This window comes from Gardnerella sp. DNF01198P, from assembly GCF_049244165.1.
Lineage (GTDB): Bacteria > Actinomycetota > Actinomycetes > Actinomycetales > Bifidobacteriaceae > Bifidobacterium > Bifidobacterium swidsinskii.
Map to the genome: position 1 here is coordinate 1,543,029 of NZ_CP058382.1, position 19,648 is coordinate 1,562,676.

Consider the following 19,648-nt stretch of genomic DNA (forward strand, 5'->3'; position numbering starts at 1 on the left):
TTTTTTTAATTTTGCAAAATTAGCTAATTCTTTAGTATTTAACTTTTAAGAATTGCGCGAATTTCTTTAGCGTTTTTTGCTTGCGCAAGTTCTCTAGTCTTCACAGGATTAGACAAAGCTGCAGCAACCGCGGACATAACGCCAATATGCTCATTTTCATCGTGACCTGCAAGACCAATTACTAAAGAGACCGGATCGTTGGCAGTGTTACCAAATTTAACGGGCGTACTTAAACGAATCCAGCTCAAACCACTTTTTAACACTGCTTCCGACGGGCGCGAATGCGCCAAAGCCAAGCCTGGGGCAATAACAATATACGGACCCATTTTTTCAACTGTTTCAATCATCTGATCCGTATATTCATCAGTAGTAAAGCCAGACTCCTTCAAAGCATTGCCCGCAAGACAAATAGCATCACGCCAATCTTTCGCTGCAATATCAAGGTTTACTGCAGAATCCGGGAGAAGCTCATCAATATCAGCACTCATATTTTCTCTTTTCTAAGCATGTTAATTATTCTTGATTATTTCTGATTGGTAATCGAATTTTTAATGTTCTTCGTAACGATCATATTTTGAATTACTCCCTTGGCTTATTCTTGCATGATTGAGTGGTAGAACTTTCCAGCTAAAGCCTCATGAGCTTTAGCTTTAGCTTCATCAAATGTAGTTTGAGCAAGTTCTGCTCGAACATCGTCCAAAGCAACTGGCGTCATAGAAAGCGAGTTAATACCGAGACCTGTAAGAACAATCGCTAAGTCTGGATCTGCTGCAGCTTCTCCACACACTCCGACTGGCATACCATGTGCGTTACCAGCGTCTGCAATCATTTTGATCGCGCGCAACACTGCAGGGTGCCAAGCAGTTTGATAATTAGAAACAGACCCAAGGGTTCTATCTGCTGCAAGAGTGTATTGCGTCAAATCATTCGTTCCGATAGATACAAAATCAGCAACTTGAGCAACCTCCTCGGCAACAAGAGCGATAGAAGGCACCTCTGCCATAATGCCAACCTTTTTAAGACCTTTAGATTTACCAAGTTTTACAAAATATGCTGCTTCATGTTCGTCTGAAACCATTGGAGCCATCACCCATAAGTCAGCATTCGTCACAGCATCAGCACGAGATAATGCCTCCAGCTGACCATCTAGAACATCCATATGCTGTCTTAGAGTACGCAAACCTCGAAGTCCGAGGGCAGGATTTGGTTCATCTTCAGGAGTCAAGAATGGTAACGGTTTATCTGCTCCAGCATCAAGCAATCGAATAACAACTTTCTTGCCTTCAAACTGAGATAGTAACTCTGTATAAGATTCTGTTTGTTCTTCTATACTAGGCGGTTGCTCGTTACCAATAAACAGAAATTCCGTTCGGAATAGACCTACTCCTTCTGCTCCATACTCATGAGCAGTTACGGCATCTGAGGGCTTTCCTACATTTGCCAAAAGAGGAATCAAATGACCATCTTTTGTACTTCCAGGCAATCCACGCAATTCACGAGCGCGGCTTAAACGCTCACGAGACTCTTTAACATGCGCGATCTCTTCTTCACTAGGACTGCTTATAACATGACCATTAACGGCATCTACTACAACAATTTGATGATTCTTCAGCTGAGAGGCATCGTGTGCTCCAACAACAGCAACAATTCCACGAGCACGAGCAAGAATAGCAGTGTGACTTGTAGGACCACCATCAAGAGTGACAATTGCCTGAACCTTGCTTAAATCAAGTGAAGCTGTATCAGCAGGTGAAAGATCCCTAGCAACCAGCACAAAAGGCGAATCACTTTCCGGCACCCCAGGAGCTTCAACACCAATCAAAGATGCAATAACACGCTGGCCAACATCATGCAAATCTCCTGCACGCTCAGCCATGTAACCACCAAGATTACGCAACATGTCTTCAAATTGTGCGAACCCTTCCCAAGTGGCACGTTCCGCTGTTTTCCCCTTATCAATACCAGATTCAATTGCACTTATTAACGCTGGATCCGATGCCATCTGTGCAAGAGCTTGCATAATTGGTGCTGCTTTTCGAGTCCCCTCATCCTTTGCTTCAAGAGCCTCACTTGCACGATGGTTTAGGTCTTTATTTACTTCATTTAAAGCATTTTTAACAGCCTTTTTTGCATCCTCAGCCAACACACTAACAGCACGAGGAGAATCCTCTGGCTCATGCAAAGCAGGTGCCATACACAATACTTCACCATATGCCATCGAGCGCCCAATGCCAACACCAGTGATTACCATACTTAAAACCCTCCTTTAGGTTTAGAAACTTTATTACGGCCGCAACGCCGCATAAGCATTTCTTGTAGGTAAACGTTTCTTACTAATGAAACTATACACCATTAAAAACGTTGTTACAACAAGTGAAAACGTTTTCTGTATTTTTCAATTAATTATGCTACACTTAATGTTGAAAATAGCAAACAAAAAAACCTTAAGAAAAAATATGGTTTGCTTTTATATGAAAAATAAAAATAAAAGCAGAATTTGTTAATTATTATTCAAAGGAGAAAAAATGGCAATTGCAACTCGTACTGTTACTATTGAAGACCCAGTTGGAATACATGCTCGCCCAGCGTCAGAATTTTCTCAAGCCGCGATGTCCTCAAATTGCATTGTAACGATTGCGAAAGGCGAAGGTACCCCTGTAAGTGCGAATAGCATTCTTTCAATTATGGGATTGGGTATTACTAAAGGAGATTCAATCACAATTACCGTTGATGGTGAAGACGCTGAAAATGTAGCTAACAATCTTGTCGATGTAGTCACGAAAGGCGAATAATATAAATAAATAAGTGTACATAAACTGACAAATAAATAATATTCAATTTGCGGTGCTGTTTACCAATAATTACAGCACCGCACTTATTCGGGGGCAAATATGACAAATCAAACTAATCAAAACGCCTCCATAACTCATGTAGCAGCTCTTGCAAAAGTTTCAATTGCAACAGTATCTCGTGTACTTTCTGGTAGACGAGCCAAAGATGACGATATTGCAAAACGCGTAAGAAAAGCTGCAGAGCAGCTTAATTATTCAGTAAATTATGCAGCAAGCGCATTAAGAAGTGACACAACTAATACAATCGGCGTAGTAATAGGCACAAGCAACGTAGATGATTCATTCAGTGTAAATATGCTTTCTGCATTGGATGAAGCAGCTCATGAAATAGATAAAATACTTCTTGTTGGAACTGGAAAAGACGCAGAAGCTCAAGAAGAACGCATAGAAGAGCTTATCGGTCATAATGTTGACAGTCTTATTGTCATGCCATCTAACAATAGTGATTTAACAAAAACACTTGAAAACTACGTTGACAATCTTCCCATTGTGCAAATTGGTGGCACTGCTACTTCATTCCACGTCAATTGGGTTGGCATGGATCAAGAATCAATGATGGAAGCTGCTTTAATACATCTTTCGCATCACGATGCCCATAATATTGCTTATTTAAGTGGAAATGTTGACTCCACACAAAGCGCAAACCTATTTGCCAATTTTCAGACTGCTGCAAGCCGATTAAGTTTACTTTCTGAGCCAGATTGGACAACTTTTGGAGAACTTACTTATCAACGTGGATTCAAGGATACAATGCGGCTTTTTTCTGATTCTACTGCTAAGCAATCTCGCAAACCAGACGCTGTTATTTGCGCAAATGACGCTGTCGCACTTGGAGCACTTCTAGCTTTAGATGAGCTTTCTTTGCAAGTTCCGCAGGATGTTCTCGTAATAGGTTACGGAGATAGCAGACAGGCAGAAATATCTGAACCAAAGCTTTCTTCAATCCGTCCTCCGTACCAGCAAATTGCACGCGAAGCAATCCGCCTAACCGCTGTCAACAAATCAGAGCAACATTGGTTACCTGCACATATGGAGTTTAGACCAGAAATCATGCGACGCGAATCAACAAATTCACCAAGAATAGGCACAAGCGATATGTCACTTCCGTGGAGGATATGATACTTTTGCATTTTATTGACTTTGCAAAAGTGAGCAAAATAGCGCTTCAAAAACAAGAGTTGCGTTACCATTTCTCGAAAGCCGACGACGAGCAGTAGCAATACTGTCAACGCAATCCAAGGCTCTACTTGCTGTCATGCTTTGTGCCAACTGGACAATTCTAGACTTGTATTCCTGATTTATAATTGGCGAAGACTTTTGCGCGTCGTTAATAACAACTAAAACGTCTCTATACACGCTATCGATTGCGTCAAGAGAACGGCATAACACGTCACGGCTTACACGAGTTACTTTACGTTTTACATCATCCTTTTTTCCAATTGCATTGTAGTTTGCGCGCAATTTGGGCGGAATGCGATCCTCATCGCCTAATCCGTTAATTCTGCGAAATTCTTTTTGTTGATCCTCAACATTTCGCTGAACCTCATCTTCTGCTTGTGCTTTTGCATCGTCAATAAGCATTGCAGCAAGCATAATTGCGTCGGCAGCATCATGCATACGAAGCAATCCTGCAACAAGCTCATCTCGCCTACTTAAAGCACGCTCATCGCTTGCGTAAATAAAAGCAGTTGCTATATTTCCTTGAGAAAGCCTGGCTGCACGACTCGCTAGCTTATTATCCGCATCCGTTTTTTTAGTAAGATATTCTGCTATAGACTGCTCGTTTGGAGTAGCTAATTGCACAAGTTGTGTACGCGAACGAATTGTTGGAAGCACATCCATAACACTTGAAGCGCATAAAAGCCAAATCGTATGCTCACTTGGCTCTTCAATCTCTTTAAGAAGAACGTTCGTGCTACGTTCCAACATTCGGTCAACATCTTCAATAATTATGATTCGCCAAGGAGCAGTGCTAGGCATCTGCTCAGAAATCCCAATTGCCTCACGCACATCGTCAATGCTAAGAGTTACGCCTTTTGTTGCAAGCGTATGCACATCAGGATGCGATCCTGCTAAAACTTCTTTGGCAGTTTTACTAAGCTCACCTTCGCCACTAATTCCATCACTGCCTTCTCCATGATCCGGACTTTCGAGAGCTGCAGCGAAAGCGCGCGCAACTTGCGCACTACCGAAGCCAGCAGATCCGCAAATCAGCCAAGATTGCGCTATTTTGCTAGCGTCCGCACAAGCAATGTTTCGCAATCGCGAAACTACCTGTTCTTGCCCAATAACGCTATCCCACACACTCATCGCTTCACCCCCTGCATAGCTTCTCTACTTCTTCACTTTATAAAGTTCGCCATTTTATTTAGTTTCAATTTCTTCAATTAAGTTATGTACGTCTTGCACAATAAGTTCAAATAATGATTTCGCCGAGAACGTTGCGTCTAATACGCGATAACGATCTGCAGACTCCTGCGCTAAATCTAAAAATGCTTCTCTAGTGCGACGAGCGAAATCTATTCCAACTGATTCCATGCGATCTTGCTCGCGATGCAAACGCTTAAAAGCATCTTCCGGTTGCATATCTAGCAAATAAGTGCGATTAGGCCATAGCGAATCCGTTGCCCACTCACTTAAAGTTCGCACATCATTCTTAGTCAATTCGCGACCGCCTGCTTGGTAAGCAAGCGAAGAATCAATATAACGATCCGTTATTACTACTGCACCACGGCTAAGTGCCGGGCGAATCACTTGCGCAACATGCTGTGCACGATCCGCAGCAAAAAGCAAAGCTTCTGTTCTGGCAGATACACTCGTGCCATGCAACAGTATTTCGCGCAAAGTTTTACCCAACTGCGTACCGCCAGGCTCACGCGTCACTACAACTTCTCGCCCCAAAGATTGCAAATAATCCTTAAGAGCCTCAACTTGCGTAGTTTTACCAACGCCATCAATGCCCTCGAAAGAAATAAATAAGCCTTTATTTGCATAAGATTGCTCACTTCTGCAGCCGCAGTTTCCTCCGCAAGCGCAGCCACCAGAAAAATCGTCATTTTTAGATGCCATATTTTTGACTCCATATGCAAGGTTTATTTAATCTTTAGATTTCATTCCTATGCTTTTTTAGCGGTAGATTTCTTTGAAGTAGTCTTCTTTGTAGAAGTTTTCTTTGCGGTAGATTTTTTCGCAGTAGACTTCTTTTCAGAAGATTTTGCAGTGCTCTTAGTCGCGCGCTTTTTGCGTTTTACGGGACCTGCGGCGCGCTTTTGCGCCAAAAGTGCAAACGCATCCTGCGGATCAATCGATTCAGGCGTATACTGCTTTGGCAAAGTGCGATTCGTTTCACCATCAGTAATATAAGCTCCGTAGAAACCATCCTTAATCACTACTGGCTTTCCAGTTTCAGGATCTGCGCCAAGCTCACGAAGAGGCGGCTTGGCGGCACCACGAGTACGCTTAACGTACTTTGGTTGCGCAAATAAATCTTTCGCTTCTTGCAAAGTAACAGTAAAAATAGCATCTTCACTAGAAAGGGATCGCGTATCCGGCTTAGATTCCACAGTTTCTCCAGCAGAAGTATCTACAGCAGAATATGTTTTAGTTAAATATGGACCGTAACGACCATTATTTGCTTCGATACGAGCTAGTTTTACAACGCCTTCGGCATCAACTTCTTCATACTCACCAACCAAACGTGGCAAATTCAAGAGTTGCAACGCTTCTTGCAAAGTCAAAGTCGCTGGATCCATGGTTTTAAACAAAGAAGCCATTTTTGGACGAGCTTTAGAAGCCTTAGAAGACTTAGAATCTTCCGCGTTATCCTGCTCTTCTACCAGTGCCACGTACGGACCAAAACGACCATTGCGCACTTCTACGTTCCCACCCGTTTCTGGATCTACTCCAAGCACACGTGGACCTTCAGCATTATTCTCAAGCAATTCTCGAGCAGCATCAACAGTTAACTCATCTGGAGCTAAAGTTTCTGGCAAAGAAGCATGACGAGGGTTGCCTTCAGCATCAAGATTCTTAATGTCTTCCAAGTACGGACCATAGCGTCCAATACGCACATGCAAACCATCGCCAATGTCTATGGTATTTATTTCACGCGCATCAATTTCACCAAGCTCTGCAACCTGCTGTTGCAAACCAATATGAGCTTCATCAGCAGAATTAGCAGCACCCTCACCGGAACCGAAATAGAATCTAGTTAGCCAATCGCGACCGGTTTCTTCACCATGCGCAATTCTGTCCAAACCATTTTCCATATCAGCAGTAAACGCGTAATCAACATACTTTGGGAAATTCGCTTCCAAAAGTTTAATTACAGCAAAAGCAAGCCAAGAAGGAATTAACGCACGTCCACGCTCATACACGTATCCGCGATCAATAATTGTAGAAATAATCGTTGCGTAAGTAGAAGGGCGTCCTATTTCCTTAGCTTCCAAAGTTTTAACTAAAGAAGCTTCAGTATATCTTGCAGGAGACTGAGTTTCGTGAGAATCCGCACTAACACTTTTAGCTTCAAGAACATCCCCAGCTTGCATTTGAGGAAGTGCCTTATCGCTTTCACCTTCAGTTGCATGAGCATTGCCAAAAACCTTCATAAAACCAGCAAAAGTAATTACTGTTCCAGAAGCTTGGAACAAAGCTTCTCCATATTCTCCAGCAGAAGCATTTAACTTAACAGTTGCTGTAAAACCTGTAGCATCAGCCATTTGTGACGCAAGGGTTCGTTGCCAAATAAGCGTATACAATTTTAGCTGATCCGCAGGTAATTTATCTGCAAGCTCGTCCGGGCTTAAGAAACGCGCTCCAGCAGGGCGAATACATTCATGAGCTTCCTGCGCTCCTGCAGACGTAGTTGCGTACTGCTTAGGAGATTGCGAAACATATTCGTCGCCAAATGCTGCACGAGCAGCACTACGCGCAGCTTCGATAGCTTCTTTGGAAAGCGTTACGGAATCCGTACGCATGTAAGTGATATAGCCGTTTTCGTATAGAGATTGTGCAGCTCGCATAGTTTGGCGAGAGCTCATTGAAAGTCGGTTTCCAGCAGTTTGCTGCAAAGTTGATGTAGTAAAAGGTGGCAAAGGACGACGACGATACGGCTTCGTTTCCATAGAGTCAACTACAAAATCTGAATTCTCAAGAGCTTTAGAAAGCTTAGATGCAAAATCAGCATCAACATGCAAAGCTTTTTGTGATTCATCTTTTGTAGAGACCAACTCACCTTTTGAATTGAAATCTTTAGAACCAGCCAAACGACGACCAGAAAGCTCGCTCATGCGCGCTTCAAAATCAACATTTTCGCCATCTGAGCCTTTAGAACTTAAAACCGCGCTAATATCCCAGTAAGACGCCTTAGTAAACGCCATACGCTCGCGTTCGCGCTCAACAATCAACCTAGTAGCAACAGACTGCACGCGTCCAGCAGAAAGACCAGGACCAACTTTCCTCCACAAAACAGGAGAAAGCTCATATCCATACAAACGGTCTAACACACGACGAGTTTCTTGCGCATCAACCATATTGTCGTCAACATTTCGAGTATTACTAAGCGAGGCTTGAATTGCATCCTTAGTAATCTCATGAAACACCATACGCTTTACTGGCACAGTTGGCTTCAACGCTTCTACCAAGTGCCACGCAATAGCTTCACCTTCGCGATCCTCATCAGTTGCCAGATATAATTCGTCAGCTTTTGCGAGCGCAGACTTTAAATCGGAAACAGTTTTCTTTTTATCTGAGCCAACTACGTAATATGGCGCAAAACCATGATCGACATCTACACCAAACTTGCCAAACGCTGCTTTGCGTGAGGCTGGAACTTGGCTTGGCTGAGCGAGATCGCGAATATGCCCAACTGAAGCCATGACGGTGTAGCCATTTCCTAAATACCCGCCAATTTTTCGCGCTTTCGTGGGAGACTCCACAATGACTAGCTTATTCTGTGCTGCCATATTCGCTCCTTTCCTAACACAATCGAACATATAATTCCGAACTATATGTTTCACGCTAACTGTATCGCAACTTAAGTTATACGTCTATTACATTCCACCTCGGTGGATAAAAGCAGATAGAGTAGACAATATTACTTAGAAGCAGATGGCGGCGTCGGCGGAGCGCCTACTAATCCAAGCCTACTCAACGGCGAAGCTGTAGAGTGACGCATTACCATAATTACGCCAAAAACAAGCAAAGACACGCCTATAATCAGCCAATAAGTTGCTACATAAGATACGCTTGCAGCCCATTGAGCAAAAATATCAACACCAGGAAGAATTTGCCATATTAAATAAAGTGCATACAAACACGCCAACACACCAATCGTAATCATAGAGCTTCCTACAATTTGAACGCTAATTGAGGAACGTCGATAAGCTGGCATATCCATTCCACTACTGCGAGTGCATGCGAGCATAATAAGCGTTACAGCACCAACGATAAGTAATGACATAAGAACGTCAGAAACTCTATGCCAATGCGCTGCAACCAACGAAAGTTCCACAAGAACGCTTATAAAAGCTGCAGCTACCGCTGCCCATGCGCGCCAAACACGCGAAACTGCGCAAATAAGCAACGCACATGATGCAGTAATAAGTAAGGTATGACCTGAAGGTGCTGAATTTGCAGACAAATATTCAATACTTATAAGCATTGGGCGCGGAAGAATTTTTTTCAATGGTTCAGCAGCAGCCGAAAGAATAATAATTCCAGCACATTGACCAAGAAGCCACCAACGTTTACGAATACAAACTACTATGAGTGAAACAAGAGCAATTATTATGCTAGTAACTATAACAACCATAGAAACGCTTATAGGTCGCAAGCAAAATGCAAGCCAAGATGGCGTACCATGAGAACCAAATCCATCAATTACCATTTCTTCATAGCTTTGACCAAGTACTGTTTGCACACTAATAAACCATATGAACGCAGCAGAAGCCAAGAAAACAATTGCAATAGCAACACACCACAATATGGTAGATATTCTAGGACGCTTTATAAGCTGACCAAGCTGATCAATATCATCTGCATCTGATAGAGAATCTTTAGAAGATAACTGATTAGTCGAATACGACAAATCGGACGAGCCAGACAAATCAGACAAATCAGACAAATCAGACAAATCAGATTGACGCTTAGTTTGTTTCACAAACTGTTTTACAGACTGTTTAGAAGATTTTTCTTCATTATTTTCTGGAAATAAAGGCGATATTTTTTCGTCATTATCTTCAGATGAGATTGGAGAAAATGGCGTAATAGTATTAATCGAATCCAAAGGATGCGAATAGTCACCACCTTCACTGTTGCGATTAACATCTTGCGAAGTTCCACCTACCGGCAGCGCATCATTTTTCTCAGCAGAATCATCATGCTGATTGTCAATGCTATTGGATTGAATTCCTGCAAATTCTTCACTCATACTTTAGACTTTACGACAGTATTTACGACCGCGCTAGTTTTACGCATAATAAAACCTCCGCGCACCCACCAGAGGCCACTTACCCTTGCTGCATTTCTGCCCTGGGGGGATTGGGTGACTTAGTGCCACACGGAGGCTCTATCTATATTACACGATTTTCGCTACATGTCGAGTAGTAATAAATTATGCGCGCCACACGCTCTTGCCGTGCTCTTTTGCAAATTCAGTATCTTCATCAAGCTGAGACTCGTTAGCTTCAACATCACCAGCAATATAGCGTTCAACTAATTGACGAGCTTCACTATCTTCATGCTGAACTGCAGGAGACTTCATAAAATATGAACTTGGAGCCAAAACCGGACCAGAAAGCTTGCGATCCAAAGCAATTTTTGCGGCTCGAACAGCATCGATAACAATTCCGGCAGAATTTGGAGAATCCCAAACCTCAAGCTTGTACTCCAAATTCAAAGGAACATCACCAAAAGTAGTACCTTCCAAACGCACGAAAGCAAACTTGCGATCATCCAACCAAGCTACGTAGTCAGAAGGCCCAATATGAACATTATGCTCATCCATTTCATGAGGCACGATTGAAGTTACTGCACGAGTCTTAGAAATCTTTTTAGACTCAAGTCTTGAACGCTGAAGCATGTTCATAAAGTCCATGTTTCCACCAACATTCAGCTGATACGTGCGATCCAAGCGCACACCGCGATCCTCAAAAAGTCGAGCCATAACGCGGTGAGTAATAGTTGCACCTACCTGACTTTTAATGTCATCGCCAATAATAGGAACTCCAGCATCACGGAATTTTTGCGCCCACTCAGGATCAGAAGCAATGAAGACTGGCAGACAGTTTACAAATGCGCATCCAGCTTCCATTGCAGCAGTTGCATAAGCTTTATCGGCTTGCTCAGATCCTACTGGAAGATAAGAAACAAGCACATCCACATGCTTATCTCGCAAAACTTGAGCAACGTCAACAGGTTCAGCTTCGGACTCATCGATCATTTCACGGTAATAATCACCTAAGCCGTCATAAGTTGGACCACGCAATACTTCTACACCCAAATTTGGTACATCAGCAAAACGAATTGTGTTATTTTGTGAAGCGCCAATTGCTTCACTTAAATCATGCCCAACCTTTAGAGAATCAACATCAAACGCCGTAACAAACTCAATATCGCGCACACGATACTGACCAAATACAGCGTGCATCAACCCTGGAATTTTCTCACCGTCATCAGCGTTTTTGTAATATTCAACGCCCTGAACCAGCGACGAAGCACAATTGCCGACACCGGCAATGGCAACGCGGATGCTCATATAGACTCCTTGCCCTGCAAAATAAGCGACATTACATTATGCCGCACCATACACATTTCATAATACTATTGCTTTAACAAATATGTACTAATATTCAATATTTTTAATCTTTTCTAAACAAAAACATGCTGTTTTGTAGAAAAATTCAACACCGGACGCTACGGTGGAATGTATGGTTGCACGTAAAGATGGAAGACGAGCGTTTACTTCGCATGAGAAAGCTACTCGAAGCATATCGTCACAATCACAAAAAAATACGAATATGCCTTCATCTGTCCCACCACGCGGACAAGAATCATATCGTCCAAATTCGTATTCTTTTGAATCAAACAAAAGCAGCCGTAATTCAAGATTCGAACGTTCTCGCGCAGCAACACGCAGAAGGCGTCGTAGAACTTGGCGAGGCAGACATCCTATTATTTTTTGGGCGCTTATCGTTATTTTTGTGCCAATTTTGCTAGGCACAATTGTTTTTGCTTATCTGTATGCAACTACAGACATACCGGCACCAGACAAAGTTGCTATGGCAGATAAGACGAAAGTGTATTATTCAGATGGCAAAACTGAATTAGGTTCGTTCGCTGAGCAAAATCGCGAAATTATCAATTGTTCAGTACTACCTAAATATGTTGGTAAAGCAATAGTTGCTTCAGAAAATCGTTCCTTCTACCACGATGGCGGAATAGATTTTAAAGGAATTGGACGCGCACTACTTCATAACATCACAAAGCACGGGCGTTGGGGCGGCTCAACTATTACGCAACAATATGCGGAAAGATATTATCTCGGTGAAACAAAAACTTATTTTGGAAAACTAAAAGAAGCTATTTTAGCTTTGAAAATTGCGCAAACTCAAGATAAAGATACAGTACTTTGCAATTATATGAATACTATTTACTTGGGTAGAGGAGCATACGGAATTCAAGCTGCAGCCAAAGCATATTTCGGCATAGAAGCAAAAGATTTGTCACTTTCGCAAGCTGCACTTTTAGCAGGTATTATTCCAGCACCAAGTAGCTGGGATCCTGCAATTGGTCCAAAAGAAGCAGGCATTCGTTTTAAGCGCGTGTTACGCATTATGAAAGAAGATGGCTACATTACAGCCTCTCAGGCAGCGCAAGCAAAAATGCCTAAAACTATTACTCAGACGACTCAAAACATTTACGCAGGTCAACAAGGTTACTTATTGCATATGGTTCGCGATGAGTTAACTAGGAATGGTGCTTTTACACAGGAAGATCTCGACAGTGGTGGATATCGCATTATTACTACTATCGATAAAGCTAAGCAAGATTTAATGTTCAAAGTTGCAAGTCCTTCTCAAGATGGACGAGGAATTGTGCCAGAAGGACTGCAAGTTGGCGGAATTTCAATAAATGCAAAAGATGGTTCAATCATTTCCGTTTACGCAGGAGACGATTATCTAAAGAAACAGCTTAATAACGCCACACAAGCGCTTTATGAGCCAGGCTCTACTATGAAGCCTTTTGCGCTTATGGGAGCAATTCAGGCTGGCACTAGCTTGGATACGATGTTCAATGGCAATTCTCCACGCAAGTTTGATGGGATCGATAAACCTGTTGGAAACTTTGCAAACATGAGCTATGGCACCATTAACTTATACAATGCAACTGCAAATTCTGTGAACACAGTGTATATGGATTTGCAAAGTAAACTTGGCGCTAAAAAAGTTGCTCATACCGCAGTTATGGCAGGCTTAAATCCTGAACGAGTCAATGGTGAGAATCCGTTTACTGTGCTCGGAAACGATTCTGTACATGTAAGCGAAATTGCGCGCGCATATGCAACATTTGCAAACCAAGGAAGACGCCCAGATTTGCATATTGTTGCCAGCGTAAAAAATCCCGACGGTAAAGAGTTCTACCGTGCACCAACAGCTGGAAAGCAAGTATTCTCACCAGCCGATGCCGCTTTAGCTACAAAAGCAATGATTGGCGTAGTGCAACATGGTACAGCAACTGAAGCTCGCGCTGTAGGTAGAGAAATTGCAGGAAAGTCTGGAACAGCAAACGATGAAACTGCTGGTAGCTTTGTAGGATTTACGCCAAATATTGTTACCGCATTTGCTATATGGAATCCAGACGCAAAAGGTAGCCCACAAGTAATTAAACCGTTCCACGGATATCTTGGCGGAAGCGACTACCCTGTGCACTTGTTTACAAGATACATGCGTCAAGCGGTAATAGGAACCCCGAATACTAAATTCCCTGAAGCAAAAGACACAGGCAAAATTGGCGGACCTGATGGAAAATGGGGATTAGGCGAACAACACACATTCACGCACGCAAAAACTGAGAATGAAGATAAGGATAAAAACAAGGACAAAGATAAAGACAAGGACAACGACAACGATTTAGACCTTGATAGCCAGCTGTATGGTCGTGACGATTCATCATCGGGCGGCGTTGGCAGCTACGATAATAATTCTGGCGGTCATGGTTATGACAATAACTATGACACAACTGGAGGAAACTAGTAAATCAACTGTAGCTAATTTACAAACAGATATGCGAATAGCTATCTAAATAAATAGCTAAATAGTTTATTAATTAGTTTTGCTAGTTTGTTAATTAGTTTCGACTCAAAACAATGTTCTCAAGCATTTTAGCAGTCACATTTTCATAACCGTTAAGTTCTGCGTGATGCTTGCTTTCAGATATGTTTGCGCGCGAAAAACCTGTTTGTGCAATTACAGTTGCTCCGGAATTAATTGCGGCAGTAAGACCAGATAGAGAATCTTCTATGGCAATGCAATTAGCCATCTGCTTCGCAACTTCCTCGTCCGTACCCTCAATGCCAACCATTTTTCCTGCAGCAAGATATGGCTCAGCACTAGGCTTTGGTTTAAATCCATCATCTCCACACACATACCCAGCGAAAGTGCCTTCTGGAGCGTGATTCACAATATTTTCAACCAAACAACGCGGCGAATTACTCACCAAAATTGAAGGAATGCCAGCATCCGTAAGGCTTTTAAGTACGTCTAAAACTCCTGGAACCCATGGCACGGATTCAGCTTCACGAGCAGCAACGTAATCAACCATACCTTTGCCGATTTCTTCTACAGTAAGTTTTGTACCGCTTGGAATCATTTTATTGGCAACAGTTTCAAGGGATCCGCCGGAACATTCCCAAGCTAAATCTTCATCCCAGTAACCACCGTATTTTTTTACTAAATAAAATTCCGACTCATGCCAATACGGCTCGGAATCTATAAGAGTGCCATCCATGTCCCAAAAAACTGCACGCAACACATGTTTTTCTTCACTAGAGTTAAGAGTACTTACACACACATTCGTCGTCTGTTCAGCCATTCACAATCCTTTATATTGCATATATTTGCTTTAGCTTTTGTAGCGCATTATTTCGCACTAATTTTGTATTACTTTTCGCACTATTAATTCTTCTCGCTAATTTCTCACTTAAGCACAATAAGTAGCCATGCCTACGTTACTATATGCTCCACGCTCTCCACAACACCACAGATTTTTCATCCAAAGACTTTCGATTTTTATAATTACTGTTATAGCTTTCCGAAGAATACGACGAAGGTAACGCTCGTCTCTCTGTAAGAATATCCCGCCTCCAGCGACGCGCATTGCGAGAACGCTGCATTTCCACAATGTCACCATCTGCATTTGCAGCAAAAATGTTGCGCTCTGAAGACTCTGCAGAATCTAACAAATGCCTTACTTGTCTTTTCAGCTGTCGATTTTCTTCTTGCAAATCAAGTATTTGCATGATGCCAGCAAGATTAATGCCTTCATTTTGGCTTAAATGCTGAGTTTGCACAATCCTGTCTATATCTCGCAAAGAATAACGGCGAGCGCCGCCTTCAGTCCTATTCGGCATTATTAAATGAAGCCGATCATACTGTCGTAAAGTTTGCGGGTGCGTATTAGTTAGGCGTGCCACATGGCTTACGGTAAATATTGGCAAATCAAGAACAAATCCTACTTCATCTGCCCCGTCAAGCGTTGCAGTACCACGCACTAAAGCAACTGCACACATTTCATACAGTGCTTTAGTTTCACGCGTTATTGGTGTCATAGCACGCCTTCCTTTGCCCTTTTTAGTATGTTTAAAGCACTGTTACAAGCAATTCAACAGTGTTTAACCTACTAAATTATTGTTAACTTAGTTTTGTCTTAATTTTTTAATTTCTTCAGCATAAGTTTCGCCAGCAGTTTTATCAAATTCTTTTGCAACGCGTCTAAGAGACATGCTCGAACGCTTTGGCAAACGAATCTGCACAACACCAACAAAATCGCCATTCTTTCCAGGCACTCCAGCACCTTCTATACGAACTTCATCGCCGCTTGAAACACAAGCTGGAACTTTGAAAGTAACAGGATTGCCGTCTATGTCGTTTACACTAACCTTTGCACCATGCACTGCTTCACTTAACGTTAGCGGCAATGTAGAAATCAAATCGTCGCCTCGCAAAGTAAATTTATCTGATGCTTCTACTTGAACATGCAAGTACAAGTCACCTGCAGCACCACCGAACTTGCCTGGCTTGCCTTTTCCTTTCAAACGAATTTTCTGTCCGGTTTTTACACCAGCTGGAATATGCGTTTTAAAAGTTTCACCAGCCGCACGCAACGATACTGTAGCGCCTTTAAAAGCTTGCTTAAATGTGAGCTTTATATCGGTTGTTATATCTTCGCCAACTTCAGGCACATTAGCTTCCTGCGGTTGAGAATACCTCTCACCACCAAAGCCACTCGTACCCTGGAATCCTGCTGAATCTTGAGAGCGCTGACCTCCACCAAACATAGAGAAAATGTCGCTCATATTTGGTCCAGCACCGTTGGATGTAAAGCGAATGCGCGAACCGTTTCCGCCCATGCCACCCATGCTGCCCATGCCAGAGCCGCCGTTGAACATAGAGAAAATGTCCGAGAAGCTCGACGCATCGAAACCGCCAGCACCACCTGCTCCTCCAGCGAAACGAGCACCACCAGCACCAAATTGGCGGATAGCATCGTAACGTTGGCGAGTTTGACTATCTTTTAGTACGTCGTAAGCTTCAGAAACATCCTTAAATTTTTCTTCAGCTTCTTTTGTTTTGTTTAAATCAGGGTGATATTTACGAGCAAGTTTGCGATACGCTTTGGTAATCGTTGCCTCATCTGCGTCTTTGGAGACACCGAGAACCTTATAAAAATCCTTAGCTAACCATTCATTTTCAGCCATTTGTGCCTCCTTTCTTCACAAGCACATTGGCTATTTCGCTTTTGACCAAATATAGTCTGCTCGTGCTAACTCTTATGAGTCAGCACGAGCAAGTTATGCAATAAAGTCACGACTAAGAGTTTCGTTAGTCATTACTTGGCGAAGAAACGACCACACGAGCGGCGCGAATAACGCGATCTCCTATTCGATATCCTGCTTCAACTACAGCATCAACAGTTTCTTTTGTAGCGTCTGGATCTGGCCTGTGCAAAATTGCATCATGCTTGGTCGGGTCAAAATCTTCGCCCTTCTCACCAAACTTTTCCACACCAAACTTTTCAAAAGCTTTATCTATCTTAGTTGCAACAGCCTTGAATGAATCATCCATTTCGCTATGCTCGCGAATGCGGTCAATGTCATCCAATGCCGGAAGCAATGCTGTCAGCACGTCAATAATTCCATGCTGTCTGAAACGATCCTGCTCTTTGGCAGAACGATTTCTGAAGTTTATAAACTCAGCACGCTCTCGCTGTAACGCTTCCAAGTACTCTGCAGCTTCTTTCTTAGCTTTACCTAAGGGAGTTAAACTGCCGCTATCCGCGTCTTGGCTGTCTTTCGATTCTGAGGATTCAGTGGAATTCGCTGTATCCTCAGAATTTGCGGAATCCGCAGAAACGTTAGCATCAGCTTGTGCATCAGCTTTCGTTTCTGCAGGATTTGCATCTTCAGCAGCTTTCGATGAAGATTGCGCAGACGATTTCGCAGAATCACCTGTAGCTTTTACACCCAGCGAGTCAGCATCTTCCATATCTTGCAAATATTCGTTGGCGTTAAAGTCGGACATTACTTATTGTCCTTATCGTCCTTGTCGTCGTCCACCACTTCGGCGTCAACTACATCATCATCCTTAGCTGCAGAGCCAGCCTGAGCGCCAGCAGCAGACTGAGTACCAGCCTCGGCACTAGCAGCACCTTGAGCACCAGCAGCACCTTGCTGAGCGTAAAGCTGCTGACCGATCTTCTGAGCAGAAGTCATTAACTCGCTTTGAGCAGACTTAATCTTCTCAACGTCATCGCCCTTCAAAGCTTCCTTCAAAGCATTAACCTTGTCGGTAACTTCCTTGGAAATTTCGTCAGAAAGCTTGTCTTTGTTGTCGTTCACGAGCTTTTCGGTCTGGTAAGCAAAGGCTTCTGCTTGGTTGCGAACTTCAGCTTCTTCCTTACGCTTCTTATCTTCAGCTTCGTGAGCTTCAGCTTCCTTTACCATGCGGTCGATTTCGTCCTTTGGCAAACCAGAACCACCGGTAATAGTCATAGACTGTTCCTTACCAGTGCCCTTATCCTTAGCGGAAACGTGCACAATGCCGTTAGCATCAATATCGAAAGTGACTTCAATCTGAGGAACGCCACGAGGAGCTGGAGCAATACCAGTCAACTCAAAAGTGCCAAGAGGCTTGTTATCACGAGCAAACTCACGTTCGCCCTGGTAAACCTGAATCAACACGGATGGCTGATTGTCTTCAGCAGTAGAGAATACTTCCGAACGCTTCGTTGGAATTGCAGTATTGCGATCGATAAGCTTTGTCATAATTCCACCCTTGGTCTCAATACCCAAGGAAAGTGGAGTTACATCAATAAGCAGAACGTCTTTGCGATCTCCCTTAATAACGCCCGACTGCACAGCTGCACCAACTGCAACAACCTCATCTGGGTTCACGGACTGGTTAGCTTCCTTACCGCCTGTAAGTTCCTTTACCAAATCCTTCACAGCTGGCATACGAGTAGAACCACCAACAAGAACCACGTGATCGATCTGGCTTACTGAAATTCCAGCGTCAGAAAGCACGTTGTTAAATGGAGTACGGCAGCGACCGAGCAAGTCGGAAGTCATTTCCTCAAAGTGAGCACGAGTCAAAGTCTCATCCAAATGCACTGGAGTGCCGTCAGGAGTCATTGCCAAGTACTGCATAGAAATTGAGGTGGAAGTAGAAGAGCTAAGCTCCTTCTTTGCCTGCTCAGCAGCTTCCTTCAAGCGCTGCAAAGCAATCTTATCCTTGCTCAAATCAACGCCATACTTGTTCTTAACTTCGCCAACAAGCCAGTCGATAATCTTCTGATCCCAGTCGTCGCCACCCAAGTGGTTATCGCCATTAGTTGCTTGCACCTGAATTGTGGAGAATCCGTCATCATCCTTACCAATTTCAAGCAAGGACACATCGAAAGTACCGCCACCCAAGTCGAATACCAAAATGCGCTCGTCTTCCTTGCCCTTTTCGAGGCCGTAAGCCAAAGCTGCAGCAGTTGGTTCGTTAATAATACGAAGCACGTTCAAGCCTGCAATCTTACCTGCATCCTTAGTTGCCTGACGCTGAGCATCGTTGAAGTAAGCTGGGCATGTAATAACGGCATCGGTTACCGGCTCGCCCAAGTAAGCTTCAGCATCGCGCTTCAACTTCATTAAAACCTGTGCAGAAATCTCTTGTGGAGTCCACTTCTTGCCGTCGATATCAACAGTCCAATCAGTGCCCATATGACGCTTTACTGAGCTAATCGTGCGATCAACGTTTGTTACAGCCTGACGCTTAGCAACTTCACCAACCAAGATTTCGCCGGATTTGCTGAATGCCACAACAGATGGCGTGGTACGTGCGCCTTCAGCGTTCACAATAACGGTTGGGCTGCCACCTTCAAGAGTAGCAATGCAAGAGTTGGTTGTTCCCAAATCAATACCTACTGCGCGTCCCATAATTTCTCCTTAACTAGGTATTGCACCTTTTGTGCAATTACGCTTTCCTTCAAGTTTTGCAGTTACGTGAGCTGAGCTTTATTTAGATTCCTTATTG

General features: G+C 43.2%; 15 protein-coding genes and 1 other RNA gene. 3 read left to right on the forward strand and 13 right to left on the reverse strand.

The features are described 5' to 3' along the window. Positions 1-38: 38 nt before the first annotated feature. The gene (locus HXT44_RS06420) at positions 39-488 is read right to left on the reverse strand and encodes a PTS sugar transporter subunit IIA (protein ID WP_004108034.1); all 450 of its coding nucleotides are present in this window, start codon (positions 486-488) and stop codon (positions 39-41) included. Between the two features lie 104 nt (positions 489-592). After that, entirely contained in the window at positions 593-2,251 is a 1,659-nt protein-coding gene (gene ptsP / locus HXT44_RS06425; RefSeq protein ID WP_033888406.1) for a phosphoenolpyruvate--protein phosphotransferase, read from the reverse strand. A gap of 274 nt (positions 2,252-2,525) precedes the next feature. On the opposite strand from ptsP, the gene HXT44_RS06430 reads away from it, so the two are divergent. Beyond that, a complete protein-coding gene (locus HXT44_RS06430) occupies positions 2,526-2,792 on the forward strand; it encodes an HPr family phosphocarrier protein (RefSeq protein ID WP_004108039.1) in 267 nt (88 codons plus the stop codon). A gap of 99 nt (positions 2,793-2,891) precedes the next feature. Then, entirely contained in the window at positions 2,892-3,971 is a 1,080-nt protein-coding gene (locus HXT44_RS06435; protein WP_004108041.1) for a LacI family DNA-binding transcriptional regulator, read from the forward strand. Positions 3,972-3,983: 12 nt separating this feature from the next. On the opposite strand, the gene HXT44_RS06440 is transcribed toward HXT44_RS06435, so the two are convergent. The 6 genes from HXT44_RS06440 to HXT44_RS06465 form a co-directional block, all read right to left on the reverse strand. After that, entirely contained in the window at positions 3,984-5,162 is a 1,179-nt protein-coding gene (locus tag HXT44_RS06440; RefSeq protein ID WP_064621982.1) for a DNA polymerase III subunit delta', read from the reverse strand. 54 nt (positions 5,163-5,216) lie between these two features. Further along, positions 5,217-5,921 carry a dTMP kinase gene (gene tmk / locus HXT44_RS06445; protein ID WP_421782843.1) on the reverse strand — a complete coding sequence of 235 codons (705 nt, stop codon included), beginning with the start codon at positions 5,919-5,921 and terminating at the stop codon, positions 5,217-5,219. Between the two features lie 47 nt (positions 5,922-5,968). Next, positions 5,969-8,815: a type I DNA topoisomerase gene (topA, locus tag HXT44_RS06450; protein ID WP_116432079.1), complete on the reverse strand. Its 2,847-nt coding sequence runs from the start codon at positions 8,813-8,815 to the stop codon at positions 5,969-5,971. A gap of 131 nt (positions 8,816-8,946) precedes the next feature. Further along, a complete protein-coding gene (locus HXT44_RS06455) occupies positions 8,947-10,281 on the reverse strand; it encodes a phosphatase PAP2 family protein (protein WP_004108062.1) in 1,335 nt (444 codons plus the stop codon). A gap of 45 nt (positions 10,282-10,326) precedes the next feature. Further along, positions 10,327-10,423: signal recognition particle sRNA small type (ffs, locus tag HXT44_RS06460), an RNA gene on the reverse strand. Between the two features lie 41 nt (positions 10,424-10,464). Further along, the gene (locus tag HXT44_RS06465; protein ID WP_033888408.1) at positions 10,465-11,607 is read right to left on the reverse strand and encodes an inositol-3-phosphate synthase; all 1,143 of its coding nucleotides are present in this window, start codon (positions 11,605-11,607) and stop codon (positions 10,465-10,467) included. Positions 11,608-11,779: 172 nt separating this feature from the next. Between HXT44_RS06465 and HXT44_RS06470 the strand changes: the two genes are divergently transcribed. After that, complete coding sequence (locus tag HXT44_RS06470) at positions 11,780-14,104, forward strand: transglycosylase domain-containing protein (RefSeq protein ID WP_421782847.1); 2,325 nt, start codon at positions 11,780-11,782, stop codon at positions 14,102-14,104. Between the two features lie 94 nt (positions 14,105-14,198). On the opposite strand, the gene HXT44_RS06475 is transcribed toward HXT44_RS06470, so the two are convergent. The 5 genes from HXT44_RS06475 to dnaK all read right to left on the reverse strand — a co-directional run bounded on the left by HXT44_RS06475 (position 14,199) and on the right by dnaK (position 19,551). Then, positions 14,199-14,942 carry an HAD family hydrolase gene (locus HXT44_RS06475; protein WP_076003096.1) on the reverse strand — a complete coding sequence of 248 codons (744 nt, stop codon included), beginning with the start codon at positions 14,940-14,942 and terminating at the stop codon, positions 14,199-14,201. Positions 14,943-15,081: 139 nt separating this feature from the next. After that, positions 15,082-15,678, reverse strand: a complete 597-nt coding sequence (locus HXT44_RS06480; RefSeq protein ID WP_076003097.1) for a heat shock protein transcriptional repressor HspR — start codon at positions 15,676-15,678, stop codon at positions 15,082-15,084. Positions 15,679-15,765: 87 nt separating this feature from the next. Continuing rightward, positions 15,766-16,827, reverse strand: coding sequence for a DnaJ C-terminal domain-containing protein (locus HXT44_RS06485; protein ID WP_415692841.1), 1,062 nt, complete (start codon positions 16,825-16,827; stop codon positions 15,766-15,768). 124 nt (positions 16,828-16,951) lie between these two features. After that, positions 16,952-17,650: a nucleotide exchange factor GrpE gene (gene grpE / locus HXT44_RS06490; protein ID WP_012914519.1), complete on the reverse strand. Its 699-nt coding sequence runs from the start codon at positions 17,648-17,650 to the stop codon at positions 16,952-16,954. Beyond that, positions 17,650-19,551 carry a molecular chaperone DnaK gene (gene dnaK, locus HXT44_RS06495; RefSeq protein ID WP_064621752.1) on the reverse strand — a complete coding sequence of 634 codons (1,902 nt, stop codon included), beginning with the start codon at positions 19,549-19,551 and terminating at the stop codon, positions 17,650-17,652. Before dnaK ends, grpE begins: the two co-directional genes overlap by 1 nt. Positions 19,552-19,648: the final 97 nt, after the last annotated feature.